This is a genomic window from Streptomyces poonensis, from assembly GCF_014650915.1.
GTDB lineage: Bacteria > Actinomycetota > Actinomycetes > Streptomycetales > Streptomycetaceae > Streptomyces > Streptomyces poonensis.
The window spans coordinates 162,226-178,744 of sequence record NZ_BMVW01000018.1 but is presented as its reverse complement, the minus strand read 5'-3'; the positions used below and the strand labels follow the sequence as shown (position 1 = coordinate 178,744).

General features: G+C 74.1%; 14 protein-coding genes. 8 read left to right on the top strand and 6 right to left on the bottom strand.

Annotated elements, in window-relative coordinates; all coding sequences use genetic code 11:
* The first annotated feature begins 234 nt into the window (after positions 1–234).
* Entirely contained in the window at positions 235–840 is a 606-nt protein-coding gene (locus IE242_RS32185) for an Rv1733c family protein (RefSeq protein WP_189865667.1), read from the top strand.
* 129 nt (positions 841–969) lie between these two features.
* A complete protein-coding gene (locus tag IE242_RS32180) occupies positions 970–3,417 on the top strand; it encodes a right-handed parallel beta-helix repeat-containing protein (protein ID WP_189865665.1) in 2,448 nt (815 codons plus the stop codon).
* 130 nt (positions 3,418–3,547) lie between these two features.
* Here IE242_RS32180 and IE242_RS32175 read toward each other — a convergent pair whose 3' ends face one another.
* Positions 3,548–5,842, bottom strand: coding sequence for a hypothetical protein (locus IE242_RS32175; protein WP_189865711.1), 2,295 nt, complete (start codon positions 5,840–5,842; stop codon positions 3,548–3,550).
* Between the two features lie 399 nt (positions 5,843–6,241).
* Here IE242_RS32175 and IE242_RS32170 point away from each other — a divergent pair, with 399 nt between their 5' ends.
* Positions 6,242–7,072 (top strand): DeoR/GlpR family DNA-binding transcription regulator, encoded by an 831-nt coding sequence (locus IE242_RS32170; protein ID WP_189865662.1) that lies wholly within the window; start codon positions 6,242–6,244, stop codon positions 7,070–7,072.
* Positions 7,073–7,272: 200 nt separating this feature from the next.
* Positions 7,273–7,746, top strand: a complete 474-nt coding sequence (locus tag IE242_RS32165) for an SRPBCC family protein (protein ID WP_189865660.1) — start codon at positions 7,273–7,275, stop codon at positions 7,744–7,746.
* A 137-nt stretch (positions 7,747–7,883) separates the two neighbouring features.
* On the opposite strand, the gene cds1 is transcribed toward IE242_RS32165, so the two are convergent.
* Complete coding sequence (gene cds1 / locus IE242_RS32160) at positions 7,884–9,017, bottom strand: L-cysteine desulfhydrase Cds1 (RefSeq protein WP_189865658.1); 1,134 nt, start codon at positions 9,015–9,017, stop codon at positions 7,884–7,886.
* Between the two features lie 336 nt (positions 9,018–9,353).
* On the opposite strand from cds1, the gene IE242_RS32155 reads away from it, so the two are divergent.
* Complete coding sequence (locus IE242_RS32155; RefSeq protein WP_189865656.1) at positions 9,354–9,677, top strand: hypothetical protein; 324 nt, start codon at positions 9,354–9,356, stop codon at positions 9,675–9,677.
* Between the two features lie 250 nt (positions 9,678–9,927).
* Positions 9,928–10,455 (top strand): ATP-binding protein, encoded by a 528-nt coding sequence (locus IE242_RS32150; RefSeq protein WP_189865654.1) that lies wholly within the window; start codon positions 9,928–9,930, stop codon positions 10,453–10,455.
* Positions 10,456–10,619: 164 nt separating this feature from the next.
* Here the strand turns inward: IE242_RS32150 and IE242_RS32145 are convergent, their stop codons facing one another.
* The gene (locus tag IE242_RS32145) at positions 10,620–11,861 is read right to left on the bottom strand and encodes an ROK family protein (protein ID WP_189865652.1); all 1,242 of its coding nucleotides are present in this window, start codon (positions 11,859–11,861) and stop codon (positions 10,620–10,622) included.
* 62 nt (positions 11,862–11,923) lie between these two features.
* A complete protein-coding gene (locus IE242_RS32140; protein WP_189865650.1) occupies positions 11,924–12,586 on the bottom strand; it encodes an alpha-ketoglutarate-dependent dioxygenase AlkB family protein in 663 nt (220 codons plus the stop codon).
* An 81-nt stretch (positions 12,587–12,667) separates the two neighbouring features.
* On the opposite strand from IE242_RS32140, the gene IE242_RS32135 reads away from it, so the two are divergent.
* On the top strand, positions 12,668–13,810 hold the full coding sequence (locus tag IE242_RS32135; RefSeq protein ID WP_189865648.1) for a methyltransferase: 1,143 nt from the start codon (positions 12,668–12,670) through the stop codon (positions 13,808–13,810).
* Here the strand turns inward: IE242_RS32135 and IE242_RS32130 are convergent.
* Positions 13,800–14,675 (bottom strand): class II fructose-bisphosphate aldolase, encoded by an 876-nt coding sequence (locus IE242_RS32130; protein WP_189865646.1) that lies wholly within the window; start codon positions 14,673–14,675, stop codon positions 13,800–13,802. The genes IE242_RS32135 and IE242_RS32130 overlap by 11 nt on opposite strands.
* A 9-nt stretch (positions 14,676–14,684) precedes the next feature.
* Positions 14,685–15,581 carry an SIS domain-containing protein gene (locus tag IE242_RS32125; RefSeq protein WP_189865644.1) on the bottom strand — a complete coding sequence of 299 codons (897 nt, stop codon included), beginning with the start codon at positions 15,579–15,581 and terminating at the stop codon, positions 14,685–14,687.
* Between the two features lie 152 nt (positions 15,582–15,733).
* Here IE242_RS32125 and IE242_RS32120 point away from each other — a divergent pair, with 152 nt between their 5' ends.
* Positions 15,734–16,513 (top strand): DeoR/GlpR family DNA-binding transcription regulator, encoded by a 780-nt coding sequence (locus IE242_RS32120; protein ID WP_189865709.1) that lies wholly within the window; start codon positions 15,734–15,736, stop codon positions 16,511–16,513.
* Positions 16,514–16,519 lie beyond the last annotated feature (6 nt).

The window sequence follows — 16,519 nt, the reverse complement described above, 5'->3', positions numbered from 1 at the left end:
CGGCTCTCCCCTCGCCCCTCACGCAGTTCGTGCAGCGGATACCGCCCTTTCGGGGAGCACAGCCCGAACCACGCTCGTTGAGTGTGCGTGAGGAGTTGAGGAGTTCATGAGAGGCCGGCAGACGCTCCCGGGACGGCGCCGGGGGTGATTTCGCTCTCTCTCCACCGGGCCCGCGCGTGAACGGCTCCGCCCGGGGTTATCACGGGAGCGGGGGGCGGAAGGGGGTGCGGGACCGTGCGGGCGATCGGCGGACTCTGGCGCTGGCGGCACAATCCGCTGCGCCGCACGACGGATCTGCTCGAAGCCTGGCTGGCGCTCGCGGCCCTCGTGCTGATCCTCCTGGCCGCGCCCCTGGCCGGCACCCTCGTCGGCACCGCCGCCCAGGACGCCCTGCAGCGGTCCGTGCAGGATCAGCGCCGGGACCGCCAGCAGGTCGCGGCCACCGTCGTACGGGCGCTCGCCCCCTCCCCGCTGGACCTCGACCCCGAGACCGCGGCCGCCCGCGACCGGTACCACCGCGTGGTCGCCGACTGGACCGCCCCGGACGGCACCGAGCAGCACGGCACGGTCACGGCGACGCTCCGGGATCCCCGCCCCGGCGACCGGTTCACCCTGTGGACGGACGAGCGGGGCCGCCTCGTTGGCCGCCCCCTGGACACCTCGACCGCGACGACGCACGCCGTGCTGGCCGGCCTCGGCACGGCACTGGGGGCCGCGGTGTCCGTCGAGGGCGCCCGGCGGCTGATCGTCTGGCACATGGTGCGGCGCCGGTACGCCCGCTGGGACCGGGCCTGGGGCACGGCGGGCCCGGACTGGGGAAGGACGGGCACCGGCAGCTGAGCGGCGCGGAGCACGGCCGGCCGGCCCCGCGTCTCTGGTCATCTTCCCCGCCCCGCGCACGCTACGGTGGACCGGCCGAACTCTTCGGCAATCGACCCGCGTTCGACGAGGTGGGGGCACAGCAGCGCCATGGCACAGGGCACGGTCCAGGTGACGCACACCGGCACATCGCGGTGGCGGCGCCGCACGGGTGAATACGCCTCGCTCGCCGCGGCCCTCGAAGCGGCGGGCGACGGCGACGTGCTCACCGTCGCCCCCGGCACCTACCGGGAGAACCTCGTGGTGGAGCGGGCGGTGACCCTGCGCGGCCCCGAAGGCTCGCCCGGTTCCGTGCGCATTGCCCCGGCGGACGGCGTGCCGCTGACCGTGAGCGCCTCCGCCGTGGTGCAGGACCTGCATGTGGAGGGACAGGACTCGGCCGCGCCCGCGCTGCTCGTCGAGGACGGCACGCCGGAGCTGCTCGACGTACGGATCGTGACCCGCTCCGCCGCCGGCATCGAGGTGCGCGGCAGCGCGCGTCCGACGGTGCGCCGCTGCACGGTGGACAACCCCGCGGGCATCGGCATCGCCGTACTGGACGGCGGCAGCGGGGTGTTCGAGGAGTGCGAGGTCGTCGCGGCGGGGCAGGCGGCCGTCGCCGTCCGCGGCGGCGCCCACCCCCGGCTGGAGCGCTGCCGGGTGCACCACGCCTCCGGGGTGGGCCTGTCGGCGACCGGCGAGAACTCCTCGCTGGAGGCGGTCGGCTGCGAGGTGTACGAGGTCAGGGGCTCGGGTGTGCAGGTCACCGGGCGGGCCGCGGCGTACCTCACCGGCTGCGAGGTGCACCGTACGAGCGGGGACGGTGTCACCCTCGACACGGACGCCGTGCTCACGCTCGCCGACTGCCGCATCCACGACATCCCCGAGAACGCGGTGGACCTGCGCTCGCGCAGCGTGCTCACGCTGACCCGCACGACGGTGCAGCGGTTCGGGCGCAACGGGCTGTCGGTGTGGGACCCGGGCACCCGCGTGGACGCCAACCAGTGCGAGATCTCCGACAGCACCGGCGACTATCCGGCGGTCTGGGTCAGCGACGGCGCGACGGCGGTGCTGGAGACGTGCCGGGTGCACGACGTGCCGGACGCGCTGTTCGTGCTCGACCGGGGTTCGCGCGCCGACGTCGTCGACAGTGACCTGTCGCAGGTGCGCAACACCGCCGTGTCGGTCAGCGACGGCGCCACCGCGCAGCTCGACGACTGCCGGATCCGGGAGGCCGCGACGGGCGCCTGGTTCCGCGACCACGGCAGCGGCGGCACACTGTCCGAGTGCACCCTGGACGACGTGCAGACCGGGGTGATCGTCACCAAGGGCGCCGATCCCACCGTCGAGCGCTGCACGGTCACCTCGCCCACGGAGGCCGGTTTCTACGTCTCGGCGGACGGCCGCGGCTCCTTCCTCCACTGCCGGGTCACGGGCAGCGGCGGCTACGGCTTCCACATCATCGACGGCTGCCGTACGACACTGCGCAAGTGCCGAACGGAGCGCTGTGCGCGCGGCGGCTACGAATTCGCGGACGGCGGCCCCGGTGACGTGGGCGGGCCCCTGGTGGAGGACTGCACGAGCGACGAGAGCGGAGGGCTGAGGCCGCCCGCGCCGCCGCGAGAGCCCGCCGTGCAGCGAGCGGCCGGCACCGTCGGCCTGCTGAGCTCGGTCCCGGCCCCGCGCGTCACCGAGCCGGCGCTTCCGGCCGCGCCCGCCGCCGAACCCCAGGCGACCGCGAGAACGGCGCGGACCTCGGCGGACGTCCTCGGCGAACTCGACGCGCTGGTCGGCCTGGAGAGCGTCAAGCGCGAGGTGCGTGCCCTGACCGACATGATCGAGGTGGGCCGGCGCCGCCGCGAGGCGGGCCTGAAGGCGGCCTCCGCCCGGCGTCATCTGGTCTTCACCGGCTCCCCCGGCACCGGCAAGACGACCGTGGCCCGCCTGTACGGCGAGATCCTGGCCTCGCTCGGCGTCCTGGAGAAGGGGCATCTGGTCGAGGTGTCCCGGGTCGACCTGGTCGGCGAGCACATCGGCTCGACCGCGATCCGTACCCAGGAGGCGTTCGACCGGGCGCGCGGCGGTGTGCTGTTCATCGACGAGGCGTACGCGCTGTCGCCCGAGGACGCGGGCCGTGACTTCGGCAAGGAGGCCATCGACACGCTGGTGAAGCTGATGGAGGACCACCGGGAGGCGGTGGTGGTGATCGTGGCGGGCTACACGGCGGAGATGGAGCGGTTCCTGTCGGTCAACCCGGGCGTCGCCTCCCGTTTCTCCCGCACCATCACCTTCGGCGACTACGGGGCCGAGGAGCTGCTGCGGATCGTGGAGCAGCAGACGGAGGAGCAGGAGTACCGGCTCGGGCCGGGCACGTCCGAGGCCCTGCTGAAGTACTTCGCGGCGATACCGAAGGGCCCGACGTTCGGCAACGGACGCACCGCGCGGCAGACCTTCGAGGCGATGGTCGAGCGGCACGCGGGCCGGGTCGCCCAGCTCGCCGAGCCGAGCACGGACGACCTGACGCTGCTGTACCCGGAGGACCTGCCGGAGCTGTCCTGACGGCACGGCGGTCCGTCGGTCGTCCGTGCCGTCCGACCAGCCCGTCACCCGTCCTTGACGTCACCCCGCCTCGACGTCCGCCGGCCGTGCCCGCCGCCCGACCGGCCCGTCAAGCGTTCATGACGCCCTGTCAGCCCGTGCCCCGCTGACCCGGCACCTCCGGTCCGATCCGGTCCAGCAGCCGCCTCCGCTCCCTGGCGAAGGCCGGGTCGGCCTGGTACTCGGAGTGGCCGAGGATCGGCGCGGGCAGCGGGTGGGCCCGGGTGCGGCCGTAGGCCAGAGGGTCCCGGAAGGGCTCCGCGTCGACCTGCGGGCCGTGGTCGCCGGGCAGGCGCACCGGCCCGCCGATGGGGTCGGTGAGGCGGTACAGGTTGCGCCAGCAGTCGACCTCGCGGTGCAGGGAGCCGAGCGCGTGCGGGCCGAAGTGGGCCGGGAACCAGCGGCCGTAGAGCCGCTCCAGCGGTGAGCCGTACGTGAGCAGCGCGATCCGCTTGCGCACCGAGGGCGACAGCTGCCAGGCGGCGGCCGCCGCGAGGACGCTGCCCTGGGAGTGCCCGGAGAGCACCAGCCGCCCGCCGGTGGCCCGCGTCCAGGTCTCCATCCGCCAGGTGAGGTCGGGTACGGCGCGCTCGGCGTAACAGGGCGGCGCGAAGGGGTGGGCGGCGCGCGGCCAGAACGTGCCGACGTCCCACAGGATGCCGATGGTGCGCCGCGCGGAGGCGTCCTTGTAGGCGCGGCGGCCCCAGGTGACGAACAGGAGGAAGCCGAGCCCGATCAGCCAGGACCCCAGCGCCTGCGCGGTGTCGGCGGCGCCCTCGACGAAGGGGTGCGTGCCGCGTGCCGCCGCGCCCGGTGTCTTCCCGGTCGTCGTGGCCCCCAGCAGGGCGCCGACCCCCAGCAGCAGCGCCGCCGCGCAGACGACGCCGACGATGCGCGGTGCCCGGTCGGTGAGAGCGGCCAGGGCACGGGTGCGGGCGATACGGCGGGTGCGGGCGCGGTCCCGGCGCTCGGGGTCGTCGTCGGAGGGGGCGGGCGTGTCCTTCCCGCCGGCCCCGTCGGCGTTCCTGGGACGTCCCGGCTTGTGGCTCCTGGCCGCGAGCCCGTACTCGCGTTCCACCGCGGGCATCTCGCGGCGCCGCAGCACGGTGGTGCGGCGGGTGAGCCAGGCGACGAGCAGCACCACCACGATCAGCAGCGGCGGTATCACGGACGCCTGCCAGGTCAGGAGGACGGGCGGGCCGAGGACGGCCGTGTCCCCGGTGCCGTTCAGCCAGTCCGCGACGCGCTGGGCCACGCCGCCGGACATCACACCGCCGAGCGCGCACGCCAGCATCGCGACCGCGGGCCCGGCGAGGCCCCGCATCGCGGTGCGGGCGTGGGGCCGCGAGCGGTACAGCGTGTGGGCGACGACCCCGAGCGCGACGACGAGCAGGCTCTGCACCAGCACGATCCCGCCGAACGTCATGTCGCCGGGCAGCCGTCGCTCCGAGTGCCACTCCGGGCGCGACCAGCCCGCGTACAGCAGGGCGAGGACCCATACGGCGACGGAGGCCATGGGCAGGCGGCGCACCAGGGCCCGGTCGAGCTCCCGGTCCAGACGGTGCTCGGTGCGGCCTCTGCGGCACACCACCCACACCGTGACGGCCGCCCCGGCCACCAGCGTGGTGTTCAGCAGCCAGCCCAGCACCTCCAGCAGCGCGGGGCCGCCGGGCCCGCGGTCGTGACGGGCCGCGGAGGTGCCCACCGCCGCGGCGATGGTGAGGAAGCCCGCCGCCGTGTGGGCGGCGCGCAGCCGGGCCACGAGACGGCGCCCGTACCAGAAGCCCGGACGGCTCAGCGCGGTGTGCTCGGCCTCCTCCTCGGTTCCGGGTGTGCGGTGCAGCGGCTCGTGCGACTCGTACGTGCTCCAGGTGCGGTGGGACAGGTACCACAGCAGACCGGTGAGCGCGGCCGGTACCAGCGAGGCGAGGGCCAGGCGGCGGCCCGGCTGGCTCCACCAGCCGCCGCCGGACACGTCGGGCGACAGGAAGCCCAGCCAGGAGTGGTCCTCGGCGCACGCGCGCGTGCCCGCGCACTGCCAGGCGGTCAGGTCGAGGGCGACCTCGCAGGCGGCGGCCACGAGCAGCACGGTCAGAGTGAGTCCGGTCAGCCGCACCAGCAGCCCGTAGAGCCGTACCGTGCGCCGTCGGCCGTGTGTGGTGGGCCGCATCCAGTGGGCGAGGTTGACCACCATGAACGGCAGCAGCAACAGCCACAGGGCGCGCGAGCCGTTGCCGGAGGTGAGGTTGCACCAGACGTACGCCTCGGGCACCGGTTTGCCGCGGTGGTCCCCGGGGCGGCTCTCCGCGTCGGCGTCGTCGATGCGCCGGAAGACAGCCGCGGTCCCGTCACCGGTGATCCGGACGGTCCGTGGATCGTCGAGCATCTTCTCGGGCGTGGTGCCGCCCACGCCGTGGACGAGGAGTTCGAGCGCGGTGCCGTCCGCGCCGGCCGCGCTGTCGGGGTCCTCGCCGTCCGCCGTGTTCTCTCTGGGTTCCGCCGCACGTGCCACTGTTCTGCCCTTTCCCCCGTGTTTCGCCCATGGCAGCTGTGATGTGCACGCACATGATCCCGCCATCGGGCGGCGTGTACACCCGCGGTCACCGAATCTCCCCGATCGGGCGGTACTAGCCGCCGGTGTGACGTGTCCACGTCTCCCCCAGGCGGTGGCGCGACGTCTGCCGGTCCGTGCGAGGATGGGACGTCCTCGGGACCGGGCGCGCAAGGAACGCCCTCGTCGGAGGGGGTACGGGAGACGTGATGGGGCGAAAGGACCGGAGCGGGCGTGAGTGACAACCAGAACCTCCTCGCGGAGCAGCGCCGTGCCCTGATCCTCGACGAGGTGCGGCGCCGCGGCGGGGTCCGGGTCAACGAACTGACGCGCAAGCTCGGTGTGTCGGACATGACGGTCCGTCGTGACCTCGACGCGCTCGCCCGTCAGGGCGCCGTGGAGAAGGTGCACGGCGGCGCGGTCCCGGTGGCCGAGGCGAGCACGCACGAGCCGGGGTTCGAGGCCAAGTCCGGGCTGGAGCTGTCCGCCAAGGAGGACATCGCGCGGGCCGCGGCCGAACTGGTCGCCCCGGGAGCGGCGATCGCGCTCTCCGGGGGGACGACGACGTACGCGCTCGCGCACCGGCTGCTCGACGTGCCGGATCTGACCGTGGTCACCAACTCGGTGCGGGTCGCCGACGTGTTCCACTCCGCGCAGCGCACGTCCGGGCAGCGGCCGGGCGCGGCGACGGTCGTGCTCACCGGAGGGGTGCGCACCCCGTCGGACTCCCTCGTGGGGCCCGTCGCCGACCAGGCGATCGCGGCGCTCCACTTCGACGTGCTGTTCCTGGGCGTGCACGGCATATCGGTCGAGGCGGGCCTGTCCACGCCGAACCTGGCGGAGGCGGAGACCAACCGGCGGCTCGTCCAGTCGGCGCGCCGCGTGGTCGTGGTGGCGGACCACACCAAGTGGGGCACGGTGGGCCTGAGTTCGTTCGCTTCCCTGGAGCAGGTCGACACGCTGGTCACCGACGCCGGGCTGCCGGACGCGGCACGCACGGAGGTCGCCGAGCACCTCAGGGAGCTGGTGGTCGCGGGCGGGTCCGGGGAACCGGGCGACGTCTGACGAACGGGCAAGTCCGGGGCAGGGCGTGCCCGCAGCACAGGCACGTCTGACGTACGGGCACGCCCGGCGTGCGGGCAGGGGCCTCGTCGGCGTCCGGCGTCCGGCGTGCAGACATGCGGTCGTGTGCCGGTTATGGTGGCGCTGCCGTCACCTGCCTGCTGGCGCCCGCCAGGGCGCCCGGCCGCAAGGGGGTCGCGTCCATGACTCGCCTGCTGCGCCCGGTGGGGCTCGACTTCACCGGAACCGCACCGCTGCGTCTGGCGGTGACCCGTGAGATGTCCGCGTCCCCGGACGCCGTCTACCGCGCCATGGCCGAGGACGTGGCCGGCTGGAGCGAGTGGTTCCCCGGCGTGCGGTACGTCCGGCCCATCGGCGACGGCGCCGGGCGCGAGGTCCGGCTCAAGGCCGGGGTCCGCTGCGTGGAGTCGGTCGTCGCGGCCGAGCCCGGCGCGCTGTACGCGTACCGCGTCGACGAGACCAATGTGCCCGGGATGCGCGCCCTGCTGGAGGAGTGGCGCCTGACACCGGCCGGTACGGGCACCCGGGTGCGGTTCGGCTGGGCCGCCGACGCCCTCGCGCCCGTGCTGCTCGTCCTGCGCCTGGGCCGGCCGGGTCTGGCCCGCGCGGTCAGGGACGGGCTCGTGGCGCTGGACCGCCGGCTGGCGTCCGTCTGAGCGTCCGGCCGGGACCGGCGCCGGGCGGGCGCGCTCGCCGTCCCCCGTGGCCGCGCGGGCGCGCCGCCCTCCGCGGTGGCGCACCACGCGGCGCGGGCGCTTCGCGCGGGTGCGCCCGCCGCACCGCCCGTACGCGCTCAGGCCGGCCACGCCCCCGTCTCCAGCAGGGTCTCGACGGCCGCCGTGTAGGGCGCGATGTCGAGGCCCTGTCGCGCGAGCCAGGCGTCGGAGTAGTACTTGTCGAGGTAGCGGTCCCCGGGATCGCACAGCAGCGTGACCACACTCCCCCGACGGCCCTCGGCCACCATCTCGGCGACGATCCGCAGCGCGCTCCACAGCCCGGTGCCGGTGGAGCCGCCCGCCCTGCGGCCGATCGCCGTCTCCAGGGCCCGTACGGCCGCCACGCTCGCCGCGTCCGGCACCTTCATCATCCGGTCGACGGCGCCCGGTACGAAGCTGGGCTCCATGCGCGGGCGCCCGATGCCCTCGATACGGGAACCGCGCTCACACGTGACGTCCGGATCGCCGGTGGACCAGCCTTCGAAAAAACATGAGTTCTCCGGGTCCGCGACGCATATGCGAGTGTCATACTGCCTGTAGTGGACGTACCGTGCGAGGGTCGCCGAGGTGCCACCGGTACCGGCCGTGGCGACGATCCAGGCCGGTTCGGGGAAGCGCTCCAGGCGGAGCTGACGGAAGATCGATTCGGCGATGTTGTTGTTGCCGCGCCAGTCCGTAGCACGTTCGGCGTAGGTGAACTGGTCCATGTAGTGGCCCCCCGTCTCGGCCGCGAGGGCGATCGAGGCCTCGTACATCGTGCGGGAGTCGTCGACGAAGTGGCACCGGCCGCCGTGGAACTCGATCAGTCGGCACTTCTCGGCGCTCGTCGTGCGCGGCATCACCGCGATGAAGGGCACTCCGATCAACGCCGCGAAGTACGCCTCCGACACCGCCGTGGAGCCGCTGGAGGCCTCGATCACCGGACGGCCCGGACGGATCCAGCCATTGCACAGGGCGTACAGGAAGAGCGAGCGGGCGAGCCGGTGCTTGAGGCTTCCGGTGGGGTGGGTCGACTCGTCCTTGAGGTAAAGGTCGACGTCCCAGGCCTCCGGGAGCGGAAAGCGCAGCAGATGCGTGTCGGCCGAGCGGTTGGCGTCGGCCTGCACCTTGCGCACGGCTTCTTTGAGCCACGCCCGGTACGCGGCGTCGCTGCGGTCGATGTCCACCGTGTCGGTGATCCGGCCGGTCGAGGGGGTCGGAGAGGGGGTCACCACGGGGCTCCTTACACATCTCGCCGACGGCGGTGTGCGCGGTCGGATTCCTCGATCATAGACACCCGTCGCACGCTTCTCACCTGCATAAACAGCCCTTTGGGAACCCCCAAGCGCACCTGTGACGGGTAGTGCGCGGGCGCACAAGGGGCGTATTCGACCGGCGCGGGCCGTCGACGGCGGGCCGCGCCGACCATGCGCACTGGTGCTCGACGGCGGGGGCGTGCAGACTGCACCGCACGGGCCGAGAAGCCCGCACGGGGGTGCACATCGCAGCAGGACCCACAGGGATTTCCGAGAGAGCTCAGCCGACACGCACAAGGGGGCGGACGGAACATGACGGAGCCGGAATTCGCGGCTACGGGCGTGCGGATCGGCAAGAGGCTGCGCTCACTCACCCGGGCCGGACAGGTGCGGATCGAGGACGGCAGGCTGCAGTTGCTCACCAGTTACGGCAGCGAGATCGACAGCGCACCGGTACAGGCGGTGCGCGCCTCCAGGCCCTGGTTCTCCCCTGAGGACCGGGCGCTGGCCGATCTGAACGGCACGCGCTACACACTGGTTCTCGGCGAGCACGACCCCGCTCCGGGCAAGCCCGGGCCGCCCTCGGCGCGACGGTTCATCGAAGCCGTGCGCAGGGCAGCGGGGCGCGGCCACTGACAGGCCGCGAGTTGCGGGATGAAAGGCCCTGAGTCACGCTGATGTCACGTCACTCTGGGTGCACCGGCGATAACGCTGCGAACCAGCCCGCCGGTCAGGACCGACCGCGGGCGGCCGCCGCAGGCAGCCACTCCGCGCCAAGACAGGCGGCAGCCGAGTGCGGCCGCACAGCAGGCGGCGTCGTCCCGCAGCCACCTCGCTGGATCCGTCCTCCGTCTTCTTCCGGACCTCAATTCGGGGAGTCGCAGTCGTGATCAGCAACCCAAGCAGGCACTGCACGGTGGAGCTGCAAGCCCTGCCGACGCGGATAGGCCAGGTGCGCAGAATCGTCTCTGCACAATTGCGCTACTGGCACCTCGACTCATTGATAGACCAGGCGGCGCTCGGTGTGACCGAACTGCTCACCAACGTCCACCGGCACGCCGAACCGGACAAGTCGTGCACCGTGGAGATCGAGCTGCTGCTCGACCGGCTCACGGTCTCGGTGCACGACAACGATCCGCGCCTGCCCGAGCTGCGGGACGCGGACATCACCGAGACGTGCGGCCGTGGTCTCGCCATGGTCGCCGCGGTGAGCGAGAGCTGGGGCGCGCGGCCCCACGGCGCCTCGGGGAAGGTCGTGTGGTTCACGCTGCCGGCGCCCTCCGAGGAATCCGTGGAGTCCGTGGCGGCACCGAAGCGTCCGTCGCACGGTGCCGTGCACACCGCCACCCACCGGCCGGCCCCGCGCAGACGACGGGCCGAACACACTCCCGCCCGGTCGGCCGTCGCAGGCTGACCGGGCGGTGACCGGCTCCTCGCGGGGCCGGCCCCGGCGCGTGGGTGCCGTCAGCGGTACCGGCGCGTCTCCGCGTGCGGGCGCGCACGCCCGTCCGTCCCGTACCACCGGACCGTTGTGGGCCCGGCCGGGCCCGGCAGACGCGCGGCGCCGAGGCGCGGAACTCAGGCCAGTGCCGCGATCGGGTCGTCCAGCACCGGCTGCCAGGCCAACTCGGCCGCTCCGACGAGGCTGTTGTGGTCCAGGGTGCAGGGCAGAATCGGTACGCCTCCGCTCTGCCGCCCCCACAGGCTGCGGTCGGCCACGACCGCGCGCAGCCGGTCGGGATCGGCCTCGATGAGGGTGCGGTGCAGGCCGCCGAGGATGATGCGGTCGGGGTTGAGGATGTTGACCAGGCCGGCCAGTCCCAGGCCCAGCCGGTCGATCAGGGCCTCGGTGGCCGTGCGGACGGCCGGGTCGTCGTACCGGTTGCGGATCAGGTCCTCGGCCTGGCGGAGCAGTGACACCTCGGGTCCCGGGTCGCGGCCGGCCGCGGTGAGGAAGGCCAGCGGGTCCGCCTCCACGTCCAGGCAGCCCCGGCTGCCGCAGTGACAGGGGCGCCCGCCCTCGGGGTTGACCGTGAGGTGCCCGACCTCCAGCGCGAGGCCCGAACTCCCCCGGTGCAGACGGCCGTCGAGCACCAGCGCACCGCCGACTCCCCGGTGCCCGGTGGCCACGCACAGCAGGTCCCGCGCGCCGCGCCCCGCGCCGTGCCGGTGCTCGGCGAGGGCCACGAGGTTGACGTCGTTCGCCGCGAACACCGGCCCCGCGATACCGGCGGCGCGCACCCGCTCGGCGAAGATCTCCCGTACGGGCGCGCCCGCGGGCCAGGCCAGGTGCAGCGGGGCCAGCGCGAGGCCCTCCGGCTCGGCGACCGCGGACGGTACGGCGAGCCCGGCGCCCACGCAGCGCCGTCCGGTCGCGCGCAGCAGTTCGGCGCCCGCGTCGACGACGGAGCCGAGCACCTTCGCCGGGTCGGCGTCGACGGTCTCGCAGCCGGGCGCGGTGGCGACGATCCGCCCGCCGAGCCCGACCAGGGCGGCGCGCCAGCCGTCGGTGTGCACCTGCGCGGCCAGGACGACGGGACCGTTCCCGTCGACCTCCAGCCGGTGCGAGGGCCGTCCCTGGGAACCCGCGGCGGCACCCGGGTGCGCGTCGACCCGGATCAGCCCGAGCGCCTCCAGTTCGGCGGCGACGGCGCCCGCGGTCGCGCGGGTGACCCCGAGTTCGGCGGTGAGCACGGCACGGGTGGGGGCGCGTCCGGTGTGCACGAGTTCGAGTGCCGGGCCGAGTGCTCCGCGCCCCCGGTCCAGCCGCGTCCGCGTGGTCCCTCCGCCCGCCACCCTGGGGGCCGCCTTGCCGTCCATGAGGGTGAGTCTCCCATGATCCGCTCGCCGGGCGTCCCCAGCTGGTAGGCCGGGGTTCGCCGTCAGTCCGCGTCGAAGCCGCTCACCCGCAGGGTCACGTTCAGCCGGCCGGTCAGGCCCAGGCCGGGCGGCGCGCTCCCCGGGTACACCTTCGGCACGCCGTGGTACGCGCGCCGGGAGGCGCCGCCGAACACGAACAGGTCGCCGCTGCGCAGCTCGACGTCCGTGTACGGCCGCGCCCGTGTCGCGGTGTTGCCGAAGCGGAAGACGCAGGTGTCGCCGAGGCTCAGGGACACCACCGGGGCGTCCGACTGCTCGTCGCTGTCGCGGTGCATGCCCATCCGGGCGTCACCGCCGTAGAAGTTGATCAGGGCGATGTCGTACGGAGCCGCGGCCTCGGCCTCCTTTGGTCCGAGGGCGTCCGTGACCGCGCTCCGGGCGAGCTCCCCCAGCCAGTCGGGGAACGGCTTCACGGGCGCGCCGTCGCCGTCGACGACCGTGCGGGCGTAGGAATACGGGTACCAGTGCCAGCCGAGGCAGACCTGCCGGGCGGTCATGGTGCCGCCCTGCGGGGTGCGGACCGTACGGAGTCCGGCGGGCGGCCGGGCCCAGGCGCGGCAGGCGTCCAGGAGCTGCCGCTGACGGTCCTCGTCCAGCCAGTCGGGCACGTGCACGGCGCCGGGCGCGATCTCCGTACGGCTCCGGGGGAACAGCTCGGTCTCCATGGGCCCCATCCTCGCCCACCCGCCCCCCGTCCGGTCCGCGCGGACGGCCCCGACCTGCGGCTCGGCTAGCCTTGACACACGATGAACGACCGGATGACCACGCCCTGGGACGGGCTCGCGCTGACCCGTTTCCCCGAGGACCCCCGCGACCGGCTGCGCGCCTGGGACGCCGCCGACGAGTATCTGCTCGGGCAGCTGGCGGAGAGCGGGACCCCGCTGTCCGGCACGGTCGTGGTCGTGGGCGACCGCTGGGGCGCGCTGACCACGGCGCTCGCCGCGCACCACCCGGTGCAGATCACGGACTCGTACCTGACCCGGGAGGCGACCCGGGCGAACCTCCGGCGCAACGGCGTCCCCGACGGCTCCGTACGTCTGCTCACCACCCAGGACCCGCCGCCCGGGCGGATCGACGTCCTGCTGGTGCGCGTGCCGAAGAGCCTCGCCCTGCTGGAGGACCAGCTGCTGCGCCTGGCGCCCGCGGTGCACGCGGACACGGTGGTCGTCGGCACCGGCATGGTGAAGGAGATCCACACCTCGACGCTGCGGCTGTTCGAGCGGATCATCGGCCCGACCCGGACCTCGCTCGCACGGAAGAAGGCCCGGCTCGTCTTCTCGGCGCCGGACCCGGCTCCGCGCCGGGACGCCAGCCCCTGGCCGTACCGCTACACGCTTCCCGAGGACATCGGCCCCGTCTCCGGCCGCACCGTCGTCAACCACGCGGGCGTCTTCTGCGCCGACCGCCTCGACATCGGCACCCGCTTCTTCCTGGGGCATCTGCCGGACGTCCGCGGCGGCGCCCGCGTCGTCGACCTCGGCTGCGGCAACGGCGTCGTCGGTACGGCGGTGGCGCTGGCCGAGCCGGACGCCGAGGTGGTGTTCGTGGACGAGTCGTACCAGGCGGTGGCGTCCGCGGAGGCCACCTACCGGGCCAACGCCGACGGCAAGGTGGAGTTCCGTGTCGGTGACGGGCTGGAGGGGTTCGAGCCCGGCAGCGTCGACCTCGTGCTCAACAACCCGCCGTTCCACTCCCACCAGGCGACGACGGACGCCACGGCGTGGCGGATGTTCACCGGGGCGAAGCGGGCGCTGCGCCCCGGCGGCGAGCTGTGGGTGGTCGGCAACCGTCATCTCGGCTACCACGTGAAGCTGCGCCGCCTGTTCGGCAACAGCCGGGTGGTGGCGAGCGACCCGAAGTTCGTGGTGCTCAAGGCGGTCAAGCGCTAGCGGGGGTGCCCGCGCGCGGGGCGACGACGCCGATGAGCCGCGCCACCGTCGCCGCCATGGCCTCCCGGCCCACGGCGAGGTACTTCCGCGGATCCACCGTCTCGGGACGGGCGGCGAGGAACTCCCGTACCGCGCCGGTCATCGCGATGTTGAGGGCGGTCCCGATGTTGACCTTGGCGATGCCGCCCTCGACGGCCGTCCTCAGTTCGTCGTCGGGGACGCCGGAGGAGCCGTGCAGGACGAGCGGCACGTCCAGCGCGGCGCTCAGCCGCTTCAGCAGGGCGTGGTCGAGGGCGGCCGTGCGCGTGGTCATGGCGTGCGTGCTGCCGATCGCCACGGCCAGGGCGTCCACGCCGGAGCCGGCGACGAAGGCACGGGCCTCGTCGGGGTCGGTACGGGCGCCGGGCGCGTGCGCGTCGAGGGCCGGCTCCCCGTGCTTCCCGCCGACCTGCCCCAGCTCGGCCTCGATCCACAGCCCGCGCGCGTGCGCCCAGTCGGCGGCGGCGCGGGTGGCGGCGAGGTTCTCCTCGTACGGCAGCCGGGACGCGTCGTACATCACGGAGCCGAACCCGGCGTCGGGCGCGAGGCGCAGCAGGTCGTCGCGCTGCACGTGGTCGAGGTGCAGGGCGACGGGCACGGCCGCGTGCTCGGCGGCGGCGGTCGCGGCGCGGGCCAGCGGGAGCAGGCGTCCGCCGCGGAACGTCACCGCGTTCTCGCTGACCTGGAGGACGACGGGTGCGCCGGCGGACTCGGCGCCCGCGACGACCGCCTCGATGTGCTCCAGCGTGATGATGTTGAAGGCCGGGACGGCGGTGCGGGCCGCGGCGGCCGCGGTGATCAGTTCGCCGGTGGTGACGAGCGGCACGGCTTCCCCCTATCGCTCTTGGGCGGCGGCGTCGAGGATGACCGAGCGGGTGAGGTGGCGGGGCCGGTCCGGGTCGAGTCCGCGGGCGGCGGCCACGGCGACGGCGAGCCGCTGGGCGCGGACGAGTTCGGCGAGCGGGTCGAGCGTGCCGGCCACCCAGGCCCCGCCGGTGTCCCTTACCTGCCGGTCCAGCCCGTCGGGGGCGTCTCCGAGCATCCAGGTGACGGTGCCCCAGGTGGTGACGCTGATCGGGCCGTGGCGGTACTCCATCGCCGGGTAGGCCTCGGCCCACGCCAGGGCGGCCTCGCGCATCTTGAGCGCGGCCTCGTTCGCGAGCCCGACGGTCCAGCCGCGGCCGAGGAAGGTGAACTGCGTGCAGCCGGTGAGGCCTTCGGGCAGCGGTTCCTCCAGCGCGGTACGGGCGTCGGCGACGGCCCGGTCGGTGTGCAGGCCGAGATGGGCGCGCAGCAGGGTGAGCGCCGTGGTCGCGAACCGGGTCTGGACGACGGAGCGTTCGTCGGCGAAGTCCAGCACCACGAGGTCGTCGGCGGCCGCCTTAACGGGGGTGTCCGGGTCCGCGGTGACCGCGGCGGTGCGGGTGTGGCCGCGGAGCCGGGCGAGGAGGTCGAGGACCTCGGTCGTGGTGCCGGAGCGGGTGAGGGCGACGACCCGGTCGTAGGCCCGGCCGTACGGGAACTCCGAGGCGGGATACGCGTCGGTCTCGCCCTGACCGGCCCCCTCGCGCAGCGCGGCGGCCGCCTGTCCCATGAAGTACGAGGTTCCGCACCCCACGATCGCGACGCGTTCCCCCGCCCCGGGCAGCACCGCCGCATGCCGGGCGGCCTCCTCGGCGGCGCGGGTCCAGCACTCGGGCTGGCTGTTCAGCTCGTCCTCGACGTGGCTCATCGCGCGCTCCTTCAGACCGGCACTCGTTGGGGCCTGTTGCTCGTTCTTGCAAGATAGAGCGAGCTTCCGAGCGTCATCAAGCATGCGGACGGCATGGATCGGTGCGTTAGGGTCGCCGGGTGACCGGCGAACGCGACGAACGGAGGACGCGGATGTCGCGCGACGCCCGCTGGAAGGCGCTGCTCGAACTGCTCGTCGAGCGGGGGCGGCTGGACGTCGAGGAGGCGGCGGCCGAACTGTCCGTCTCCGCCGCCACGATCCGCCGGGACTTCGACGGGCTGGCCGAGCAGCAGATGCTCGTGCGCACCCGGGGCGGCGCGGTCGTCCACGGTGTCTCGTACGAGCTGCCGCTGCGCTACAAGACCGCCCGCCACGCCTCCGAGAAGCAGCGCATCGCCCGGGCGGTCGCGGACCTGGTCTCCCCCGGCGAGACGGTGGGCCTGACCGGCGGCACGACCACCACGGAGGTCGCCCGGGCGCTCGCCGTCCGCGCCGACCTGGCCTCGGGCTCGCCCGCGCTGACCGTCGTGACCAACGCGCTCAATATCGCCAACGAGCTCGCGGTCCGCCCCCAGTTCAAGATCGTGGTGACCGGTGGTGTGGCCCGCCCGTCCTCGTACGAACTCGTCGGGCCGCTCGCCGACGGGGTGCTCGGCCAGATCACCGTGGACGTGGCCGTGCTCGGCGTGGTCGCGTTCGACGTCCGCCACGGCGCGGCGGCGCACGACGAGGCGGAGGCCGCGGTGAACCGGCTGCTGTGCGAGCGCGCCGAACGCGTCGTCGTCGCGGCCGACTCCAGCAAGCTGGGCCGGCGCGCGTTCGCCCGGATCTGCGCGACCGAGGCGGTGGACACGCTGGTCACGGACACGGCGGTGGACGAGGGGACGGTGCGGCGGTTCGCGGAGGCGGGGGTGCGGGTCGTCGCGGTCTGAACCGCG

Coding starts and splice junctions, on each gene's coding strand:
- IE242_RS32180 (WP_189865665.1), top strand. CDS start 970: ATGGCACAGGGCACGGTCCAGGTGACGCACACCGGCACATCGCGGTGG.
- IE242_RS32175 (WP_189865711.1), bottom strand. CDS start 5,842: ATGCTCGACGATCCACGGACCGTCCGGATCACCGGTGACGGGACCGCG.
- IE242_RS32165 (WP_189865660.1), top strand. CDS start 7,273: ATGACTCGCCTGCTGCGCCCGGTGGGGCTCGACTTCACCGGAACCGCA.
- IE242_RS32155 (WP_189865656.1), top strand. CDS start 9,354: ATGACGGAGCCGGAATTCGCGGCTACGGGCGTGCGGATCGGCAAGAGG.
- IE242_RS32145 (WP_189865652.1), bottom strand. CDS start 11,861: ATGGACGGCAAGGCGGCCCCCAGGGTGGCGGGCGGAGGGACCACGCGG.
- IE242_RS32140 (WP_189865650.1), bottom strand. CDS start 12,586: ATGGAGACCGAGCTGTTCCCCCGGAGCCGTACGGAGATCGCGCCCGGC.
- IE242_RS32135 (WP_189865648.1), top strand. CDS start 12,668: ATGAACGACCGGATGACCACGCCCTGGGACGGGCTCGCGCTGACCCGT.
- IE242_RS32125 (WP_189865644.1), bottom strand. CDS start 15,581: ATGAGCCACGTCGAGGACGAGCTGAACAGCCAGCCCGAGTGCTGGACC.
- IE242_RS32120 (WP_189865709.1), top strand. CDS start 15,734: ATGTCGCGCGACGCCCGCTGGAAGGCGCTGCTCGAACTGCTCGTCGAG.